The sequence below is a fragment of the Flavobacterium sp. H4147 genome (assembly GCF_029360735.1).
GTDB classification, from domain to species: Bacteria; Bacteroidota; Bacteroidia; order Flavobacteriales; family Flavobacteriaceae; genus Flavobacterium; species Flavobacterium endoglycinae.
Map to the genome: position 1 here is coordinate 15826 of NZ_JARKNB010000005.1, position 17709 is coordinate 33534.

Sequence of the window (17709 nt, forward strand, 5' to 3'; positions counted from 1 at the left end):
ACTTAAAATATAATAATGTAATTTAAAAATAAGATTTATATTACTATTTTTCTTTGTTTTGATAATGTTTGAAAACGCCGTTTAGAATAACCGTTATAATAATTATTACTGCCCCGATATAAAATTCGACGCTCATTTTTTCTTTTCCTCCTAAAATGAAATATGCCAGAACAATTCCGTAAACTGGCTCTAAATTAGTGGTTAACATTACGGTGTATGGCGTTAATCGCTGCATTACTTTTACCGAAGCTGTAAATGCGTACGCCGTACAAATCGATGCCAAAATCAATAATAAAACCCAGTTATTTAAAGACATTTGAAAGAAATCAGCAGTGAATTTTCCTTGAAACAAAAAATAAATCGTGATAAAGAAAACACCCGCTCCAAATTCATAAAAAGTAATAACAGAAGGTTCGTGATCTGAGATTAATTTTCCGTTCATTAAAGTAAATAAAACTCCCAAAATAATGGCTGCCAATGCATAATACACTCCCGTAAGGTATTTTATTTCAACTTGCAGAATCAAACCTAAACCTGCAATAATAACAAGTCCGAAGAAAACTTCATACCAAAGCACTTTTCGGCCGTAGAATAAGGGTTCTAACAAAGAAGCAAAAAATGCTCCTAAAGAAAAGATCGAAAGCGTAATAGAAACATTGGAAACATGTATTGCTTTAAAAAAGAAAATCCAATGCAATGCAATTAATAATCCAACGAAAATTAATTTAAAAAATTCTTTTACAGGAACTTGGAAAGACTGTTTTTTAAAGGCGATAAATCCACCTAAAAAAATCATGGCAATCAGCATTCTGTACCAAACTAGATTTTCGGCATCAATAGTAATCAAAGCACCTAAAATGGCTGTAAAACCCCAGATAAAAACAATTAAATGAAGATTTAAATAACTTTTAAAATTATCGTTTCGCATTACGTAATAAGTAAACTGCCAAAATTCCGAAAACAATATTTGGGAACCAAACAGCTAATAAAGGTGAGAAAGTCGATTTTTCGGCAAGTGTCCCGAATATTTTATCAAAAAATACAAATGAAAACGCAATTGCAATTCCTATGGCAAGGTTCATTCCCATTCCTCCACGACGTTTCATAGAAGAAACCGAAACCGCAATAATTGTCAAAATAAAAGCCGAAACTGGAATACTGTATTTTTTATAAAGCACCACCAAATAAGTATTGATGTTTCCGGAACCTCTTTTTCTTTCTTTTTCGATAAAATCAATCAGTTTACCTAAAGTCAGTGTTTCAGCGATGTAAACAACAGGAGTTAAATCAGCCAGTTCGAATTTAAATTTTTCTTTTTTCTCTGGCGCTTTTTCAATAACATCATTTAACTCTCCAAGCGTTCTTTTGGTATAATCGTATAAAATATAGGTTTTCGCTTTCGGATCCCATTTAATACGGCTTGCTGTGATTTTATAGGTTAATTTTTCTTTTTCGAAATGTTCTAATGTAAAATTAAAAGCGGTTTTAGACTCTTCATTAAAACTGTTTACGAAAATAAAATCGTGATCGTTAATTTGTCTGTAAACATTGGTATTTTCACCCCGCATGAGTTCCTTACCGCCACCTTTTAAATATGTATATCTAAAGTTATTATAACCTTCACTAGCTGCCGGTACAATAAAAAATCCCATTAACAATACAAAAAGCGAAACGATTGTTGCTCCTATAATATAAGGACGAAGAAAACGTGTAAATGAAATACCTGAGCTTAGAATGGCAATGATTTCGGTATTATTAGCCAATTTCGAAGTAAACCAAATTACCGATAAAAACAAAAATATCGGGAATAAGGAGTTGATAAAGTAAATGGTAAAATTGTAATAATAGAACGCAATATCCATAAACGGAATCTTGTTTTCGAGCATCTTGTTTACTTTTTCAGAAACGTCGATTACAATCCCGATTGGTGCAAACAAAAGAAGCATCACAGAAAAAGTTCCGAGATATCTTTTTAAGATGTATTTATCTATTATTGACAGCATATTTAAATTATGAATTATGAATTATAAATTATGAGTTAATGAATTGCGCCAACAGCTAATTCATAACTCATAATTCATAACTCTTTTAAAGTCTTTGACTCATATTTTTAACCATCATTTCTTTCCATGGCCTAAAATCTCCGGCTAAGATATGTTTTCTGGCTTCACGAACCAACCACATATAGAAACCAAGATTATGAATTGTGGCAATTTGTTTTCCTAAATATTCGTTGGCCGCAAATAAGTGACGTAAATAGGCTTTAGAATATTCTGTATCAACAAAAGTATGTCCCATTTCATCAATTGGAGAAAAATCAGCTTCCCACTTTTTGTTTTTAATATTGATCGTTCCGTTTGCGGTAAACAACATACCATTTCTTGCATTACGGGTTGGCATAACGCAGTCGAACATATCAATTCCTAACGCAATATTTTCTAATATATTGATTGGAGTTCCCACTCCCATTAAATAACGTGGTTTGTCTTCTGGAAGGATTTCGCACACTACTTCTGTCATAGCATACATTTCTTCTGCAGGTTCACCAACAGAAAGTCCGCCAATTGCATTTCCTTGTTGTCCAGAATTAGCAATATATTCAGCCGACTGGCGACGCAGATCTTTATATGTACTTCCTTGAACAATTGGAAAAAACGTTTGCTCATATCCATATTTATAAGGAACTTTCTCCAAATGATTAATGCAACGATCTAACCAACGATGCGTCATATGCATAGAACGCTGTGCATAACGGTAATCACAAGGGTAAGGGGTACATTCGTCAAATGCCATAATAATATCAGCACCAATGGTACGCTGAATTTCCATTACATTTTCTGGAGTAAAAAAGTGGTACGAACCGTCGATATGCGATTTAAACTTCACACCTTCTTCTTTAATTTTTCTATTTGAAGAAAGAGAATATACTTGATATCCGCCAGAATCAGTCAAAATATTGCGATCCCAATTCATGAATTTGTGCAATCCTCCTGCTTTTTCAAGAATTTCAGTCTGCGGACGTAAATATAAATGGTAGGTGTTTCCTAAAATAATATCAGGATTTATTTCTTCTTTAAGTTCTCGCTGATGCACTCCTTTTACAGAAGCAACCGTTCCAACGGGCATAAAAATAGGAGTTTCTATAACTCCGTGATCTGTAGTAATACTTCCCGCTCTCGCTTTCGACTGCGGATCTTTCTGTAATAAATCAAACTTCATAAATTCGTTTTTCTCCCTATCGTTCGGGACGGCAAAGATAAACCAATTTGAGGAAAATTTAAGTAGAAAATTTGTCAATTAGATAATTATAAAAATCGATATTCCATTTATTCCAATTTTTCATACTTCAAATCATTATTTTTAAATAGCTCTTCATTTTTTAATTCTCTAACCTTTGAAAAATAAACTATCAAAATCATTATAAATGGTGATGCCGAGTAAAAATCATGAATCTATTTTTGCTTCACACTTTTTAATTTTAATATATATGGGATTAGCAGAAAAAAGATTAGCAGAATCGATTAAAACAGAAAAACTTCCAGCTTTTGAACAAAAACTATACGAACGCTCAGGCTATAATATTACGGTAGATATTGACTGGGCAACTTTTACAGCTTATGATGAATATCCATTATCAAGATTAGACATTGTATTTGATGATATCGAATCGTTTGTAAAAAAAATCTGCAGCGATGAAATAGGAAAAGAAGCTTTAAAAGAAAGTATGTCGATTATCAAACTAACAAACACTGACGACAGCAATGAGGTAAAAATGGAATTAAAAGATTCTACTCTATTCTTAAATTTTCAACTGGCAGGATCAACTTTCAGTTCTTTTACTGATTCACAGATTGCCAGTTATGTGGAAGGAAAATTATAATTCTTGATTTGGAATTTGGAATTTTAAAAAATTGGAACTTTCACAAAACATGTAAAAGGTAGAATTCCCAAACGTAATATTATAACATTCTCAAAACATGAATTATATAATTTTACAAAGCATAAAGAGATAACCAACTACGTTATTTCGACTTGCTTTAGCCATTATTAAAACCGTAGGATTATGAAAAATTCTGAAAAAACGAATGAGAATGAAATCGAACGCAATCTGGATGAAATGAATTATCCGACCAGCGAAGACATTTACAACAATGAAGATAAATTAGAAGATATTGACGCTGATGAAATTTCTACCGATAAAACCATCACTCAAAATAATAATGAATGGAAACAGAATAGCGACAAACTAGGAAACGATTTAGACATTCCCGGCTCTGAACTTGATGACCAACAAGAAGAAATTGGTTCTGAAGACGAGGAAAACAACTATTACAGCGAAGGTGACAACTGATGCTGTTTTTACTTATAAAAAAATTGTATTTAAAAGTCCTGCCTAAACGCAGGACTTTTTTATTAACAATTTTTTTTTTTCAGGATTGAAAATAAATTGTAAAAACCACACTTATTAAGGACTCAAAGACGAAACGGTCGTTATATTTTTTTAATTAATGTAAGAAAATCGGCTAAATTTAACAATTGCTGTAAAACTAAAGCAGAAAATCATTTGTCTTCCCGCAAAATAAAAATTACTTTTGCTACCAGTTTAACTTTTACATATAAAATGAAGCCTAACACACAACAATTAAGCGATTTAACGATCCAGGTAAGAAGAGATATTCTTAGAATGGTACATGCTGTCAACTCAGGTCACCCAGGTGGATCATTAGGTTGTACTGAATTTTTGGTAACATTATACCAAAATATTATGGAACGTAAAGAAGGTTTTGACATGGACGGAATTGGAGAAGATATCTTCTTCCTTTCAAACGGACATATTTCACCAGTATTTTATAGCGTTTTAGCTCGTAGCGGCTATTTCCCAATTTCAGAACTTGCAACCTTTAGATTATTAAACTCTCGTTTACAAGGACACCCTACAACTCACGAAGGATTACCTGGAGTTCGTATGGCTTCTGGATCATTAGGACAAGGTTTATCTGTTGCTCTTGGTGCGGCTCAAGCTAAAAAATTAAATGGTGATAAACATTTAGTTTTTACATTACACGGAGATGGAGAGTTACAAGAAGGACAAAACTGGGAAGCTATCATGTATGCTTCTGCTAAAAAAGTAGACAACCTTATTGCAACTGTAGACGTTAATGGAAAACAAATTGACGGAACAACTGATGAAGTTTTAGCAATGGGAAGCCTTCGTGCTAAATTTGAAGCTTTCGACTGGGATGTTTTAGAAATTGCAGAAGGAAACAATATCGATGCTATTATCGCAGGATATACAGATGCTAAATCAAGAACCGGAAAAGGAAAACCAGTTTGTGTACTATTACATACAGAAATGGGCAACGGAGTTGATTTTATGATGCACACTCATGCTTGGCATGGTAAAGCTCCAAACAACGAGCAGTTAGAAAACGCTCTTGCTCAAAACTATTCTGCAGATCAGGTTGACTATTAAAAAGTGTGCCGTTTCAGTGTTGGGTTTTCAGCTTAGAATCCCAAGTTACTTAGAAGCTTAGCATCTCAAAAAATAAAAAATGAAAAAATATACAAATACAGGAAGTAAAGATACTCGTTCTGGTTTTGGAGCGGGAATGACTGAATTAGGTCAAAAAAACGAAAATGTAGTAGCATTATGTGCTGACTTAATCGGATCATTAAAATTTGATGATTTCAAAAAGAATCACCCAGAGCGTTTTTTCCAAATTGGTATCGCAGAAGCGAACATGATTGGAATTGCAGCAGGTTTAACAATTGGAGGAAAAATTCCTTTTACAGGAACTTTTGCTAACTTTTCTACCGGAAGAGTTTACGATCAAATCCGTCAGTCTGTTGCTTATTCAGATAAAAACGTAAAAATTTGTGCTTCTCACGCTGGTTTAACACTAGGTGAAGACGGTGCCACACACCAAATCTTAGAAGATATCGGGTTAATGAAAATGTTACCTGGTATGACTGTAATCAATACTTGCGATTACAACCAGACAAAAGCTGCAACTTTAGCTTTAGCAGATCACCACGGTCCTGCTTATTTACGTTTCGGGCGTCCAGTTGTACCTAACTTCACACCTGCTGATGAGCCTTTCGTAATTGGAAAAGCAATCATGTTAAATGAAGGAACAGATGTTACTATTATTGCAACAGGACATTTAGTTTGGGAAGCACTTATCGCAGCTGAAGCTCTTGAAGCAAAAGGAATTTCTGCTGAAGTAATCAACATCCATACTATTAAACCTCTTGACGAAGAAGCTATTTTAAAATCTGTGGCTAAAACCAAATGTGTAGTTACGGCAGAAGAACACAACTACCTTGGAGGTCTTGGAGAAAGTGTTTCTGGAGTATTAGCTTTAAACAATCCAACGCCACAAGAATTTGTAGCAGTTAAAGATAGTTTTGGAGAATCTGGAACTCCTGAGCAATTAATGGAGAAATACAAGTTAAACAACCAAGCAATTGTTGAAGCTGTAGAAAGAGTAATCAAAAGAAAATAATTCATTTTCTCATCTCATAAAAAAACCTCGAAATTCACATTTCGAGGTTTTTTATTTTATGGTCTTTTTTCTTATCCATTATTTAATTGTGAAATAGAATTTTTAGTTTCATATAAAGACAAAAAAAACCTCAAAATTGAATTTTGAGGTTTTCTATTTCTAATTAATCCTTGAAACTATTTTTTCTGATAAGGATATGTTTTATCTAAATGTATTCTTAATCTTCCCGCCGCAGTATAATCTTCATCCACAAACTTCTTAGGATTTGATATAGATTCTGGCTGAGAAGGATCTGTAAGAGCACCTGTTGGTCTTCTCGGAATTCCTCTAGGTTCAGTTTCATCTGTATTTGGTGTATTTGGATTGTCTACAACCGGATCCCAAGGATAATATGTACTTATACCGTAATTAAACCCATTAACAATACCAACTTGTCCTGCAGGTTTTGTCAATTCATAATACGTTGAAAATCCATCACCATCATCATCTGTATCTACAAAATCAGCAATACCATCGCCATCAGTATCATCTGTAAAACCAGCTGGCGGAGTTGGGAATCTTGATGTATCTCTTACATCATATAGATAACCATCTTTATTAATATCTTCATCTACATCAAAAACACCATCAAAATCATGATCCAATCGCTGCAGGTTAAACAATTTAAAACTAAATACCAAACAAGAATACGAAGGTATATCTCCAACTCCACCACCGTAATATGCTAATCCTGAAGGCAGGAACATAACCCCAGCTCCGTAATTATCATAGGTAATTGAACCATCTGCGCCAGTTGTTGAAGTTCCAGTTTTAAATTTAGGAAAAATTTCACCCCATCCATCTATTACAGATGAAGCAGCATGCATATACAATTCAAAACTTCTCGCGACTCCATAAGAAGAATCAAAAACTTTTCCATTTAATAAAGTTCCTTCATAAGAAGCAGAAATTCGATCTGTGTTTGTAGGTGCTAATCCTGTTCCTTCTCTTAAACTCAAATAATATACATCATAATTAACATCATGATTGTAAACTTTTCTGGTCTGCAACGGATAAACTTTTTGATCCCAGATAGAAACCTGAGTCCCACCCGCAGGAATCTTAGTTATTTTAATATCATAATTAGCCGTAACTTCTTCAATATAATGGGTTTTTAAATATGCCTCAATAGAGTCTTTGTCTGCTTTATACTGCTCCTTATAATCTCTCAAAGGAACTGTTTCAGGATCATCATGATCTTTATTACAAGAAACCATTGCAATACCTGCAAGTAATAAAACAAAGTAATATTTAAATTTATTCATTATTGTTATTTTTTTAGGTGCGCAAGATACAATATTGATTTATTTTTGTAAAGAATTTAACTTGGATTTTAGAAAAATTATGAGGATAGATAAATACCTGTGGTGCGTACGTTATTATAAGACCAGAAATATGGTAACCGAGGCCTGCAAAAAGAATCAGGTTACTGTAAATGGGCAGGTTGCAAAACCATCGAAAGAAGTTTTTCCTACCGACCGAATTACCTTTAGAAAAGATCAGATTACCTATATAATAACTGTACTGGATATTCCAGAAAATCGTGTTGGAGCAAAACTTGTCGATATTTATCGTAAAAACGAAACTCCGCCTGAAGCATTCGAACATTTAGAAATGCTGAAACTTTCTAAAGAACATTATCGCAGAAGCGGTACAGGAAGGCCTACCAAAAAAGATCGTCGTGATATTGACGACTACGGAAATGATTTTATTGACGACGACGACGAGATTTAGAAAATTAATTATCAATTTTTAAAAATTTCAAATTCCAAAGTAATCCATATTCAATAATGAAATCCCAATTTCAAACTACGAGATTGGATTTGAAACTTGGAATTTGGAATTCCATCATTGATTTTCATCAGTGATTTTTAATCCCAAAAAATGGAATTTGGAATTTAAATTTTGGAATTTATTATTTGTACATTAGCCAAAAAATTACATCATGAGCAAGAATATCATCTTAACCAATCAGGAAATCGAACACAAAATAAAACGTATCGCGTATCAGATTTACGAAACATTTGTTGACGAAGAAGAAGTTGTAATTGCCGGAATTGCTTCTAGCGGTTCTATTTTTGCTCAAAAAATTGCTTCGGCTTTAAAAGATATTTCTACTTTAAAAGTTTCACTTTGCGAAGTAAAAGTCGACAAACAGAATCCGCAACTGCCAATTCAGACTTCTTTAACAAAAGAAGAATATGCCAACAAAGGATTAGTTTTGGTTGATGATGTATTAAATTCTGGAACTACCTTAATATATGCAGTCCGTCATTTCTTAGATGTACCACTTAAAAAATTCAAGACTGCAGTTCTAGTTGACCGAAACCATAAAAAATACCCTGTAAAAGCTGATTTCAAAGGAATTTCTCTTTCAACATCACTATTAGAACACGTTCAGGTTGTTTTTGATGAAAACGGAGACAATTATGCTTTCTTAAGCTAATATTGCCAATATATCGTTTACCGTATCTTCGACTGTTTTATGATCAACTGACACTTTATGCTGTGCATGGTTGTAATAAAAACTTCTGTCGAACAAATGCTTTGCGATAAATTCTTTCATTTCCTCTTCATTCATATCAGCAATTAACGGGCGCTTGCTTTTGTTATGCACTAATCTATTATATAAAGTCTCAATCGAAGCTTTTAAATAAACTGAAATTATATCGTCTCGCTGCAATAACAAATGATTATTGGCATAACATGGGGTTCCTCCGCCTAAACCAATAATGTAATTTTCTGAAGATTGAAGCAATTCTAGAAACATTTCATGCTCTAATTTTCGAAAATAGATCTCTCCATGCTTTTCAAAAATCTCTTTTATGGACAAATTTGCTCTTTTTTCGATGCAAATATCTAAATCCAAAAACGGAATATTGGTAATTTTTGACAGATTTTGGGCGATCGTTGACTTTCCGCATCCCATATATCCTAATAAAACGATTTTTTTCATTTCAATAAAACCCTATAAACTAGGGCGTTGTAAAAGTTAATTAAAAAAAGACAAAATTATAATAAAAACGCTTGCAAATTATAAAATAAACTCCGTATATTTGCACCCGCATTCAAGAAATTAAATGACTCGATAGCTCAGTCGGTAGAGCACATCACTTTTAATGATGGGGTCCTGGGTTCGAGCCCCAGTCGGGTCACAAATTTTGTAATAAACAAATTAAATTTCTTGAAAGCAATGACTCGATAGCTCAGTCGGTAGAGCACATCACTTTTAATGATGGGGTCCTGGGTTCGAGCCCCAGTCGGGTCACAAAAAGGTCGAGTAATTTAATTTACTTGACCTTTTTCATTTTAGGCCATGTGGAGAAACGGTAGACTCGCCATCTTGAGGGGGTGGTGCTCGTAAGGGCGTGAGGGTTCAAATCCCTCCATGGTCACGTAACGGGACAAAGAAGATTTTTTCTGCTTTGTCCCGTTTTTCTTTGAGGTTAAATTTCTTTTTATCGTACGTTTCAAAAATCTCAAAAGAGAATAATAATTCCAAAAGCATTAGGAAGTTAAACTCTGCATCAGCATTTAAAAAAAATAAAAATATATTTCACTGCAAAATAAGCAGTTAGAACCATAAGGTAAAATTTATTTGAAATTCGCTTTAAAAAAGTGCCGTTAAGCTAAAATAAGACCTTATATTTGCACCCTCATTGAAGAAATGAAGACTCGATAGCTCAGTCGGTAGAGCACATCACTTTTAATGATGGGGTCCTGGGTTCGAGCCCCAGTCGGGTCACAAAAGGCTGAGTAATTTATTTTACTCAGCCTTTTTTTGTTTTAAGCTAAACTATTACCAATATCTTTAAGTAACCCGTTTAAGCATCCCAAATACAAAGCGAAATTTAGCAGCAAATAATCCTAATTATTTTACGTATAATTCTTTCAAAAAAGCAGAACTTTCTTAAATTCGTTTTCGAATAATTAATCACTAATCCCAAATTAGTTTTATGAAAAACCTACTACTTGTATCATTTCTTATGATCAGCTGCTCGATCTGGGCACAATCCGCAACTGCTTATTTTGACAAAGCTTTCAAAAAAGCCGAAGCTGGAAACCACAAAGGCGCCATTGCCGATTACAACAAAGCCATCAGCATGAATTCGAAATTTGTTGAAGCCTACCAAAACAGAGGTGTCGCAAAATTCAAACTAAAAGATTACAAAGGCGCTTTGGCTGATTTTAGCAAAACAATCGATCTTGACAGCATGAATGCCGATGCGTATACGGGTCGTGCCAATGTAAACTTTACGCTTTCAAATTTTAATGAAGCAATCGAAGACTGTACCTCATCACTTGGCTTAAATCCTAAAGATTATATCGCTTACAATTTAAGAGGACTTGCCTACAATAAAATTGGAGACAAGAAAAACGCTTGTGCTGATTTTTCTAAAGCAATTGAGCTTGGCAGTAAAAGTGCCGCTGTGAATAAAGCTTCGATATGCAAATAACCTTTTTAAAATAATTCAAACAAAAAGCGCAAAGTTTTTGACTTTGCGCTTTTTTCATAATCGAATTTTCGCCTAAATATATTCCTTAATTTTTCTACAGAAGTTCCTTTTTTTTTCAGAAGTAAAAAGAATATCTACACTATCTTCAACTATTATTTGATTTCAATATCTTCACATACTACATTTCTTTTTTATAATATATCATTTTGTTATTTTTTTTAATACCTTACGAATCTTAAAACAATACAATTCGTATATAGGTTTAATTCTCCAAATCGTAAACCTCTAACAATCTTTTCTTTTTAAGATTGTTTTAATGTTGCTTTTAAGATTTTATTTTACTTTTGTTCACTTAATTACATAAAATGGTAAACAATATTAAAACTGTTTTCAGTATAAAAGATCTCGAAAATTTATCTGGTATTAAAGCACACACCATTCGTATCTGGGAAAAAAGATACAACATTCTGGAACCCATGCGTACAGATACGAATATAAGGCTTTACAACCTGCAAAATTTACAGAAGCTTTTAAATATTACCTTATTACACGAATACGGTTATAAAATTTCTAAGATCGCTACATATCCGGAAGAAAAGATTCCGCAGCTGGTTCGCGAAATTATATCAAAGAAAAACTCTCAGAATTATGCCATTACTTCATTTAAAATGGCAATGATGAATTTCGATCAGGAATTGTTTTTCAATACTTTTGACTGGCTTATTTCTGAGAAAACTTTTAAAGAAGTTTTCAAAGATCATTTTTTACCATTATTAAAAGAATTAGGATTATTATGGCAGTCAGAAACCATAACTCCGGCAAATGAACATTTCATGAGCCATTTGATCAAACAGAAAATCCTGATTTATACCGAAAGCCTTCAGATTCAAAAACCAACAAAAACAGACCGAATTTTTGTGCTTTCACTTCCGTTGAATGAAATTCATCAAATTGGTTTGTTATATCTGCAATACGAAATTTTATCAAGAGGGTATAAAACCATTTATCTGGGCGAAAGTATGCCTATTGAAAACCTTCAGGATTTGACCAAACATTTTGAAAATATCACTTTTGTCTCCTTCATGACCATTCAGCCGGATCGAAATGTAATTAATCAATACGTACGTTCTATGGGGCAGAAATTATTGCAGAATAACAATGAAATATGGCTTATGGGTAAAATGGTTGAACATATTGATAGAAAGGTTTTACCCGAAAGAATCCATATTTTCGACTCGATGGAAGAAACAATGGAACGTTTTTAAAAGTTTTGTTTAAAGTTTTTGTTATATTTGTTAAACAAATGACAAAAACTATCGCAATATTAGGATCAGGCTTTTCTTCATTAGCCGCTTCTTGTTACCTTGCACAGCAGGGAAACCAAGTAACTATTTATGAAAAAAATCCAACAATTGGCGGCCGTGCCAGACAATTCAAAAAAGACGGTTTTACATTTGACATGGGACCAAGCTGGTATTGGATGCCTGATGTTTTTGAACGTTTCTTTCGGGATTTCAATAAAAAACCTTCTGATTATTACGAACTCATAAAGTTAAATCCTGCTTACAGGGTTTATTTTGGTATTAATGATTTCATTAGCATTTGTGATAATTTAGAAGATATAAAATCAGCTTTTGAAGCTATTGAAAAAGGAAGTGCCGTAAAACTTCAAAAGTTTATTGATCAAGCAAAAAGCAATTACGATATCGCCATAAAAGATTTGGTATACCGTCCCGGAGTTTCTCCGCTGGAATTAGTTACACCACAGACAGCTTTAAAACTTAATCAATTTTTCAGCTCCGTAAGCGCTGATATTCGGAAAGAATTCAAAAACGAAAAACTGATCCAGATTTTAGAATTTCCTGTTTTATTTCTAGGCGCGAAACCCACTAAAACACCTTCTTTTTACAACTTCATGAATTACGCCGATTTCGGCTTAGGAACTTGGCATCCCAAAACGGGAATGCACGATGTTGTAAAAGCAATGGAAAAACTAGCTTTAGAATTGGGCGTTACCATAAAGACGAATTCTTCTGTTGAAAAAATTATAGTTGAAAATAAATCAGCAACAGGAATTTTAATCAATGGTGAAATTATAAAGGCAGATATTATTGTAAGCGGAGCCGATTATCAACATACCGAAACGTTACTAGAAAAAGAGCATCGGGCTTATTCTGAAAAATATTGGGAAAGCCGCGTTTTTGCTCCTTCTTCACTCCTATTTTTTGTTGGTTTTGATAAAAAAATAGAAAACATTTCGCATCACGCCTTATTCTTTGATGTTGATTTCAATCAACATGCAGCCGATATTTACGACAATCCAAAATGGCCGAAAGAACCTTTGTTCTACGCCAATTTCCCATCTAAAACAGATACAACTGCTGCACCCGACGGAATGGAATCTGGATTTTTTCTGATCCCGTTAGCTCCGGGAATTGAAGATACACCAGCATTACGATTTCTCTATTTCGAAAAAATAATCGCTCGTTTTGAGCAACTTACACAGCAGAGCATTAAAAATAACATTATCTTTAAGGAATCATTCTGTAAAAATGACTTTGTAACAGATTACAACGCGTACAAAGGAAATGCTTACGGAATGGCCAATACTTTATTGCAGACCGCGTTTTTAAGACCCAAATTAAAAAGTAAAAAAGTCCGAAATTTATATTTCACAGGACAATTAACCGTTCCGGGGCCGGGAGTTCCTCCAGCCTTAATTTCAGGAAAACTGACCGCTGAATTAATTCAAAAATCTTTAAGATCTTAAAAAATGAAATCACTATTCGACGCCGTTTCTTTTAAATGCAGCAAACTAGTAACCAAAAATTACAGTTCTTCTTTTTCGATTGCGGTAAAAATGCTTTCCCCTAGTATTCGCGATGCCATTTACAGTATTTACGGATTTGTTCGTTTTGCTGACGAAATCGTAGATTCATTTCATGATTACGAAAAAGAATATCTGATTGATGATTTTGAAAAAGAATACTACAAAGCAATGCAATTAGGCATCAGCTTAAATCCGATTCTAAATTCTTTTCAGCAAACTGTAAAACAATACAATATTACCGATGATATGGTTCAAGCTTTTCTAAAAAGCATGAAACTTGATCTTATCAAATCAAATTATCAAACCCAATCAGAATATATAGATTACATCTACGGATCTGCTGATGTAGTGGGATTGATGTGTCTAAAAGTTTTTGTTTCAGGAAAAGAACATAAATACGAACAATTAAAAAACGAAGCCATGCGTTTGGGATCGGCTTTTCAGAAAGTAAATTTCTTAAGAGATTTAAAAGACGACAACCTGATTTTAAACCGAACGTATTTTCCGGGAATTAACCTCAACAATTTCAACGAAGATTCTAAAACACAAATCATCAATGAAATTGAAGAAGATTTCCGAATTGCTTATCAAGGAATTGTAAAACTGCCAATCGAAGCCAAATTTGGGGTTTACACCGCTTATGTATATTATAAAAAACTGCTGAAAAAGCTGAAGAATACACCGTATTACGAAATTGGAAATTCCAGAATCAGGGTTTCGAATTACACAAAAGCTGGACTTTTAGCGCAGTCTTTTGTAACGTATAAACTGAAATTGGTTTAATTTAAATACATAGAATCATAAAAGGCATTTTACTTGTATAACATAGCTATATGTTAGAAACTAGTTTCTTTCCACAATCTTTTCAAGAAAAATAAAAATATGTCTCTATGTGTTTAAAAAACGAAATGCTTTTGAGTTAACCTTTTATAATATAAAGCTAAACTCAAAATGCACAAAATGATACTTTTAATATTTGAATAATTGTAAAATGATTTCCTTCTTAATCTTTTTAGGCGTTTTTCTGTTTATGGAATGTGTGACCTGGTTTACGCACAAGTACATCATGCACGGTTTTATGTGGTACTTTCACGCCGATCATCATCAACCGAAATACGAAAACACTTTTGAACGCAACGATATATTCTTCGTCATTTTTGCTACTCCTAGTATAATCTTGTTCTATCTTGGTGTACAAGGCGGATTCAACTATTTGTTTTTCATTGCCTGCGGAATCACTCTTTATGGAGTGTGTTATTTTCTAATTCACGATGTTTTGATTCACCAGCGCTTTAAATGGTTTAAAAACACCAAAAACAAATACCTCATCGGATTAAGAAAAGCACATAAAATTCACCACAAACACCTCAACAAAGAAAAAGGAGAATGCTTTGGGATGTTGTTCGTACCCTTTAAATATTATAAAATATAAAATTATTAGATGTTTTCCGCGGCAGCGGATGAGGTCACCTGTTTCAAGAATAATTTGTAATTATGAAATTATATAAAATAGTAACCGTACAACATATCAATGCCAGTGTAGAAGAATGCTGGGATTTTTTCTCAAGCCCGAAAAACCTGCAGACCATTACGCTCGATAACATGAATTTCCAAATTCAGGATTACGATGACAAACGAATGTATCACGGACAGATTATAACCTATACCTTAAAACCACTTTTTGGAATCAAAATTTCGTGGGTTACCGAAATTACAGCTTGTAAAGAAAAAGAGTACTTTATAGATATTCAGCGTTTTGGCCCTTACAAACTTTGGCATCACAAACACTTTTTTGAACGATTAGAAGACGGCAGCACCAAAATGACCGACATTGTTCATTATGCTCTTCCTTTCGGAATTTTAGGACGGATCATGAATCGATTGGTCGTAAAAACCAAACTAAAAAACATCTTCGATTATCGATATAACAAAATTGAAGAATTGTTTAATTCTAAAAAAGCTTAAAAATTTAAACACATAAAAACATAGAATTTAGAGGAAGCAAAAAGGCATTTCACTCACATACATACACATAGCTATGTGTTAGAAACTAGTTTCTTTCTAAAGGCTTTAAAAGAAAAACAATAACTATGTTTCTATGTGTTAAAAAAACACGTTCAGAGAAAAAATAAATGATTTGAAATCCTTTTAATCTTTGCTAAAAAATAAAATTTAAACACATAGAAACATAGAATTTAGATGAAAAAAAAGGCGTTTCACTTGTATAAATAAACATAGTTAAAATATACACATAGCTTATGTGTTAGAAACTGGTTTCTTTACTTTCCCTTTTTAATAAAAAGAAAATCTATATCTCATGTGTTAAAATAAAACGTTCAGAAAATAAATAAATCCATTTAATCTGCAGAAAACAAAACAATAATGACAAAACAAAAAGTTACTTTATTCTGGTTTAGACGTGATTTACGTTTAGAAGACAATACTGGATTATTTCATGCTTTGCAATCTGATTTTCCTGTTGTGCCTCTTTTCATTTTCGATGATGATATTTTAGAACATCTCCCAAAAAACGACGCCAGAGTAACTTTTATATACGATTCGCTTGAAAAAATAAACTCAGAATTACATAAGCTTGATTCTTCTATTTTAATCAAAAAAGGAAAGACGAAAGACGTTTGGAAATCCCTAATTGAAGAATTTGACATTCAAGACGTTTTCTTCAACAAAGATTATGAACCTTTTGCTATTGCGCGTGATACTGCAATTTCGTCTATCTTAAAAGAAAATAACATCAAATCTTTCTCTTTTAAAGATCATGTAATCTTCGAAGAAAAAGAAATCACAAAAGCCGACGGAAGCCCGTATACTGTTTACACGCCTTATAAAAACAAATGGCTTGAAAAATATAAGCTTTCTGGGCCTGTTTCGGAATATGATACTGTAAAACTTCAATCTAATTTTGCAAAACATAGCTTCAAATTTCCCCAATTGTCCGAAATTGGTTTTGAAAGAAGTTCAATAAAAGTACAGCCTCACAATTTAACACAAATTGGAAATTACAAAGAAACCAGAGATTTTCCTGCTTTAGACAGTACCTCTTATCTTTCACCTCATTTGCGTTTTGGCACTGTCAGCATTCGGAAATTGGTGAACTGGGCAGATCGAAAGAACCAAACTTTTTTAAGCGAATTAATCTGGAGAGAATTTTTTATTCAAATTCTGTTTAGCTTCCCGAAATGTGTCAATCATAATTTCAAGTCCAATTACGACGGAATTCAATGGCGAAACAATGAAGAAGATTTCAAACGCTGGTGTTCGGGAACAACTGGTTATCCAATGGTCGATGCTGGAATGCGTCAGTTAAACGAAACAGGATATATGCACAATCGTGTGCGTATGGTAGTGGCGAGTTTTCTTTGCAAACATTTACTCATCAACTGGCAATGGGGCGAAGCGTACTTTGCACAAAAACTTCTAGATTTTGAATTAGCATCTAATGTGGGAAATTGGCAGTGGGCAGCAGGAACTGGCTGTGATGCGGCGCCTTATTTCAGGGTTTTTAATCCCGAAATTCAACAACAGAAATTTGATTCTAAAGGAGAATACATCCGCAAATGGATTCCTGAATTTGATTTAGGTTACAACGAACCAATGATCGATCACGCTTTTGCGAGAGATCGTGCGATTGAAACTTACAAGAAGGGAATCGTTAAGTAAAATTCCAAGTTTTAAAAATTCCAAATTCCAATTAGTAGACGCAATTTTTTGTCTTCCTGAGCGAAGTCGAAGGATCACAAAGTGAGGACATATAGTATTGACAATGCATAGCGATCCTTCGACTTCGCTCAGGAAGACAATCGAAATACAAACAAAATGAAATAAAAAAAACAAATTCTTACAAAAAGAGAATTATTAA

General features: G+C 33.4%; 18 protein-coding genes and 4 tRNA genes. 17 read left to right on the forward strand and 5 right to left on the reverse strand.

Features of this window, described 5'->3' with window-relative positions; genetic code table 11:
- Positions 1 to 43 precede the first annotated feature (43 nt).
- The 3 genes from P2W75_RS20335 to tgt form a co-directional block, all read right to left on the reverse strand.
- Positions 44 to 928, reverse strand: a complete 885-nt coding sequence (locus P2W75_RS20335; protein WP_276381887.1) for a DMT family transporter — start codon at positions 926 to 928, stop codon at positions 44 to 46.
- Positions 915 to 2003 (reverse strand): LptF/LptG family permease, encoded by a 1089-nt coding sequence (locus P2W75_RS20340; RefSeq protein ID WP_276381888.1) that lies wholly within the window; start codon positions 2001 to 2003, stop codon positions 915 to 917. Before P2W75_RS20340 ends, P2W75_RS20335 begins: the two co-directional genes overlap by 14 nt.
- A gap of 85 nt (positions 2004 to 2088) precedes the next feature.
- Entirely contained in the window at positions 2089 to 3219 is a 1131-nt protein-coding gene (gene tgt / locus P2W75_RS20345) for a tRNA guanosine(34) transglycosylase Tgt (protein ID WP_091497473.1), read from the reverse strand.
- Between the two features lie 268 nt (positions 3220 to 3487).
- On the opposite strand from tgt, the gene P2W75_RS20350 reads away from it, so the two are divergent.
- From P2W75_RS20350 to P2W75_RS20365, 4 genes are all read left to right on the forward strand, one after another.
- The gene (locus tag P2W75_RS20350; protein WP_207294948.1) at positions 3488 to 3880 is read left to right on the forward strand and encodes a hypothetical protein; all 393 of its coding nucleotides are present in this window, start codon (positions 3488 to 3490) and stop codon (positions 3878 to 3880) included.
- A gap of 183 nt (positions 3881 to 4063) precedes the next feature.
- Positions 4064 to 4351 (forward strand): hypothetical protein, encoded by a 288-nt coding sequence (locus tag P2W75_RS20355; protein WP_276381890.1) that lies wholly within the window; start codon positions 4064 to 4066, stop codon positions 4349 to 4351.
- 270 nt (positions 4352 to 4621) lie between these two features.
- Positions 4622 to 5473 (forward strand): transketolase, encoded by an 852-nt coding sequence (locus P2W75_RS20360; protein WP_207294946.1) that lies wholly within the window; start codon positions 4622 to 4624, stop codon positions 5471 to 5473.
- A 79-nt stretch (positions 5474 to 5552) separates the two neighbouring features.
- Positions 5553 to 6506, forward strand: a complete 954-nt coding sequence (locus tag P2W75_RS20365; protein ID WP_207294945.1) for a transketolase family protein — start codon at positions 5553 to 5555, stop codon at positions 6504 to 6506.
- Positions 6507 to 6682: 176 nt separating this feature from the next.
- Here the strand turns inward: P2W75_RS20365 and P2W75_RS20370 are convergent, their stop codons facing one another.
- Positions 6683 to 7810: an FKBP-type peptidyl-prolyl cis-trans isomerase gene (locus tag P2W75_RS20370; protein WP_207294944.1), complete on the reverse strand. Its 1128-nt coding sequence runs from the start codon at positions 7808 to 7810 to the stop codon at positions 6683 to 6685.
- Between the two features lie 79 nt (positions 7811 to 7889).
- Between P2W75_RS20370 and P2W75_RS20375 the strand changes: the two genes are divergently transcribed.
- Together P2W75_RS20375 and P2W75_RS20380 are read left to right on the forward strand one after the other, a co-directional pair.
- Positions 7890 to 8279 carry an RNA-binding S4 domain-containing protein gene (locus P2W75_RS20375; protein WP_207294943.1) on the forward strand — a complete coding sequence of 130 codons (390 nt, stop codon included), beginning with the start codon at positions 7890 to 7892 and terminating at the stop codon, positions 8277 to 8279.
- Between the two features lie 211 nt (positions 8280 to 8490).
- The gene (locus P2W75_RS20380; protein ID WP_207294942.1) at positions 8491 to 8991 is read left to right on the forward strand and encodes a phosphoribosyltransferase family protein; all 501 of its coding nucleotides are present in this window, start codon (positions 8491 to 8493) and stop codon (positions 8989 to 8991) included.
- Here P2W75_RS20380 and P2W75_RS20385 read toward each other — a convergent pair.
- Positions 8983 to 9501 (reverse strand): shikimate kinase, encoded by a 519-nt coding sequence (locus P2W75_RS20385; RefSeq protein ID WP_207294941.1) that lies wholly within the window; start codon positions 9499 to 9501, stop codon positions 8983 to 8985. The two genes, P2W75_RS20380 and P2W75_RS20385, sit on opposite strands and share 9 nt — an antisense overlap.
- A gap of 126 nt (positions 9502 to 9627) precedes the next feature.
- On the opposite strand from P2W75_RS20385, the gene P2W75_RS20390 reads away from it, so the two are divergent.
- The 11 genes from P2W75_RS20390 to P2W75_RS20440 all read left to right on the forward strand — a co-directional run bounded on the left by P2W75_RS20390 (position 9628) and on the right by P2W75_RS20440 (position 17510).
- Positions 9628 to 9700: transfer RNA gene (locus P2W75_RS20390), tRNA-Lys, on the forward strand.
- A 40-nt stretch (positions 9701 to 9740) separates the two neighbouring features.
- Positions 9741 to 9813 (forward strand) — tRNA-Lys (locus tag P2W75_RS20395).
- Between the two features lie 44 nt (positions 9814 to 9857).
- Positions 9858 to 9940, forward strand: a tRNA-Leu gene (locus P2W75_RS20400).
- A 277-nt stretch (positions 9941 to 10217) separates the two neighbouring features.
- Positions 10218 to 10290: transfer RNA gene (locus P2W75_RS20405), tRNA-Lys, on the forward strand.
- A gap of 211 nt (positions 10291 to 10501) precedes the next feature.
- Positions 10502 to 11002, forward strand: coding sequence for a tetratricopeptide repeat protein (locus P2W75_RS20410; RefSeq protein WP_239023083.1), 501 nt, complete (start codon positions 10502 to 10504; stop codon positions 11000 to 11002).
- Positions 11003 to 11367: 365 nt separating this feature from the next.
- On the forward strand, positions 11368 to 12267 hold the full coding sequence (locus P2W75_RS20415) for a MerR family transcriptional regulator (protein ID WP_207294940.1): 900 nt from the start codon (positions 11368 to 11370) through the stop codon (positions 12265 to 12267).
- Positions 12268 to 12305: 38 nt separating this feature from the next.
- Positions 12306 to 13772, forward strand: a complete 1467-nt coding sequence (locus P2W75_RS20420) for an NAD(P)/FAD-dependent oxidoreductase (protein WP_276381891.1) — start codon at positions 12306 to 12308, stop codon at positions 13770 to 13772.
- Positions 13773 to 13775: 3 nt separating this feature from the next.
- The gene (locus P2W75_RS20425; RefSeq protein WP_276381892.1) at positions 13776 to 14615 is read left to right on the forward strand and encodes a phytoene/squalene synthase family protein; all 840 of its coding nucleotides are present in this window, start codon (positions 13776 to 13778) and stop codon (positions 14613 to 14615) included.
- 208 nt (positions 14616 to 14823) lie between these two features.
- The gene (locus tag P2W75_RS20430) at positions 14824 to 15264 is read left to right on the forward strand and encodes a sterol desaturase family protein (RefSeq protein WP_276381893.1); all 441 of its coding nucleotides are present in this window, start codon (positions 14824 to 14826) and stop codon (positions 15262 to 15264) included.
- A 62-nt stretch (positions 15265 to 15326) separates the two neighbouring features.
- Positions 15327 to 15797, forward strand: coding sequence for an SRPBCC family protein (locus P2W75_RS20435; RefSeq protein WP_276381894.1), 471 nt, complete (start codon positions 15327 to 15329; stop codon positions 15795 to 15797).
- A gap of 417 nt (positions 15798 to 16214) precedes the next feature.
- On the forward strand, positions 16215 to 17510 hold the full coding sequence (locus tag P2W75_RS20440; protein WP_276381895.1) for a deoxyribodipyrimidine photo-lyase: 1296 nt from the start codon (positions 16215 to 16217) through the stop codon (positions 17508 to 17510).
- Positions 17511 to 17709 lie beyond the last annotated feature (199 nt).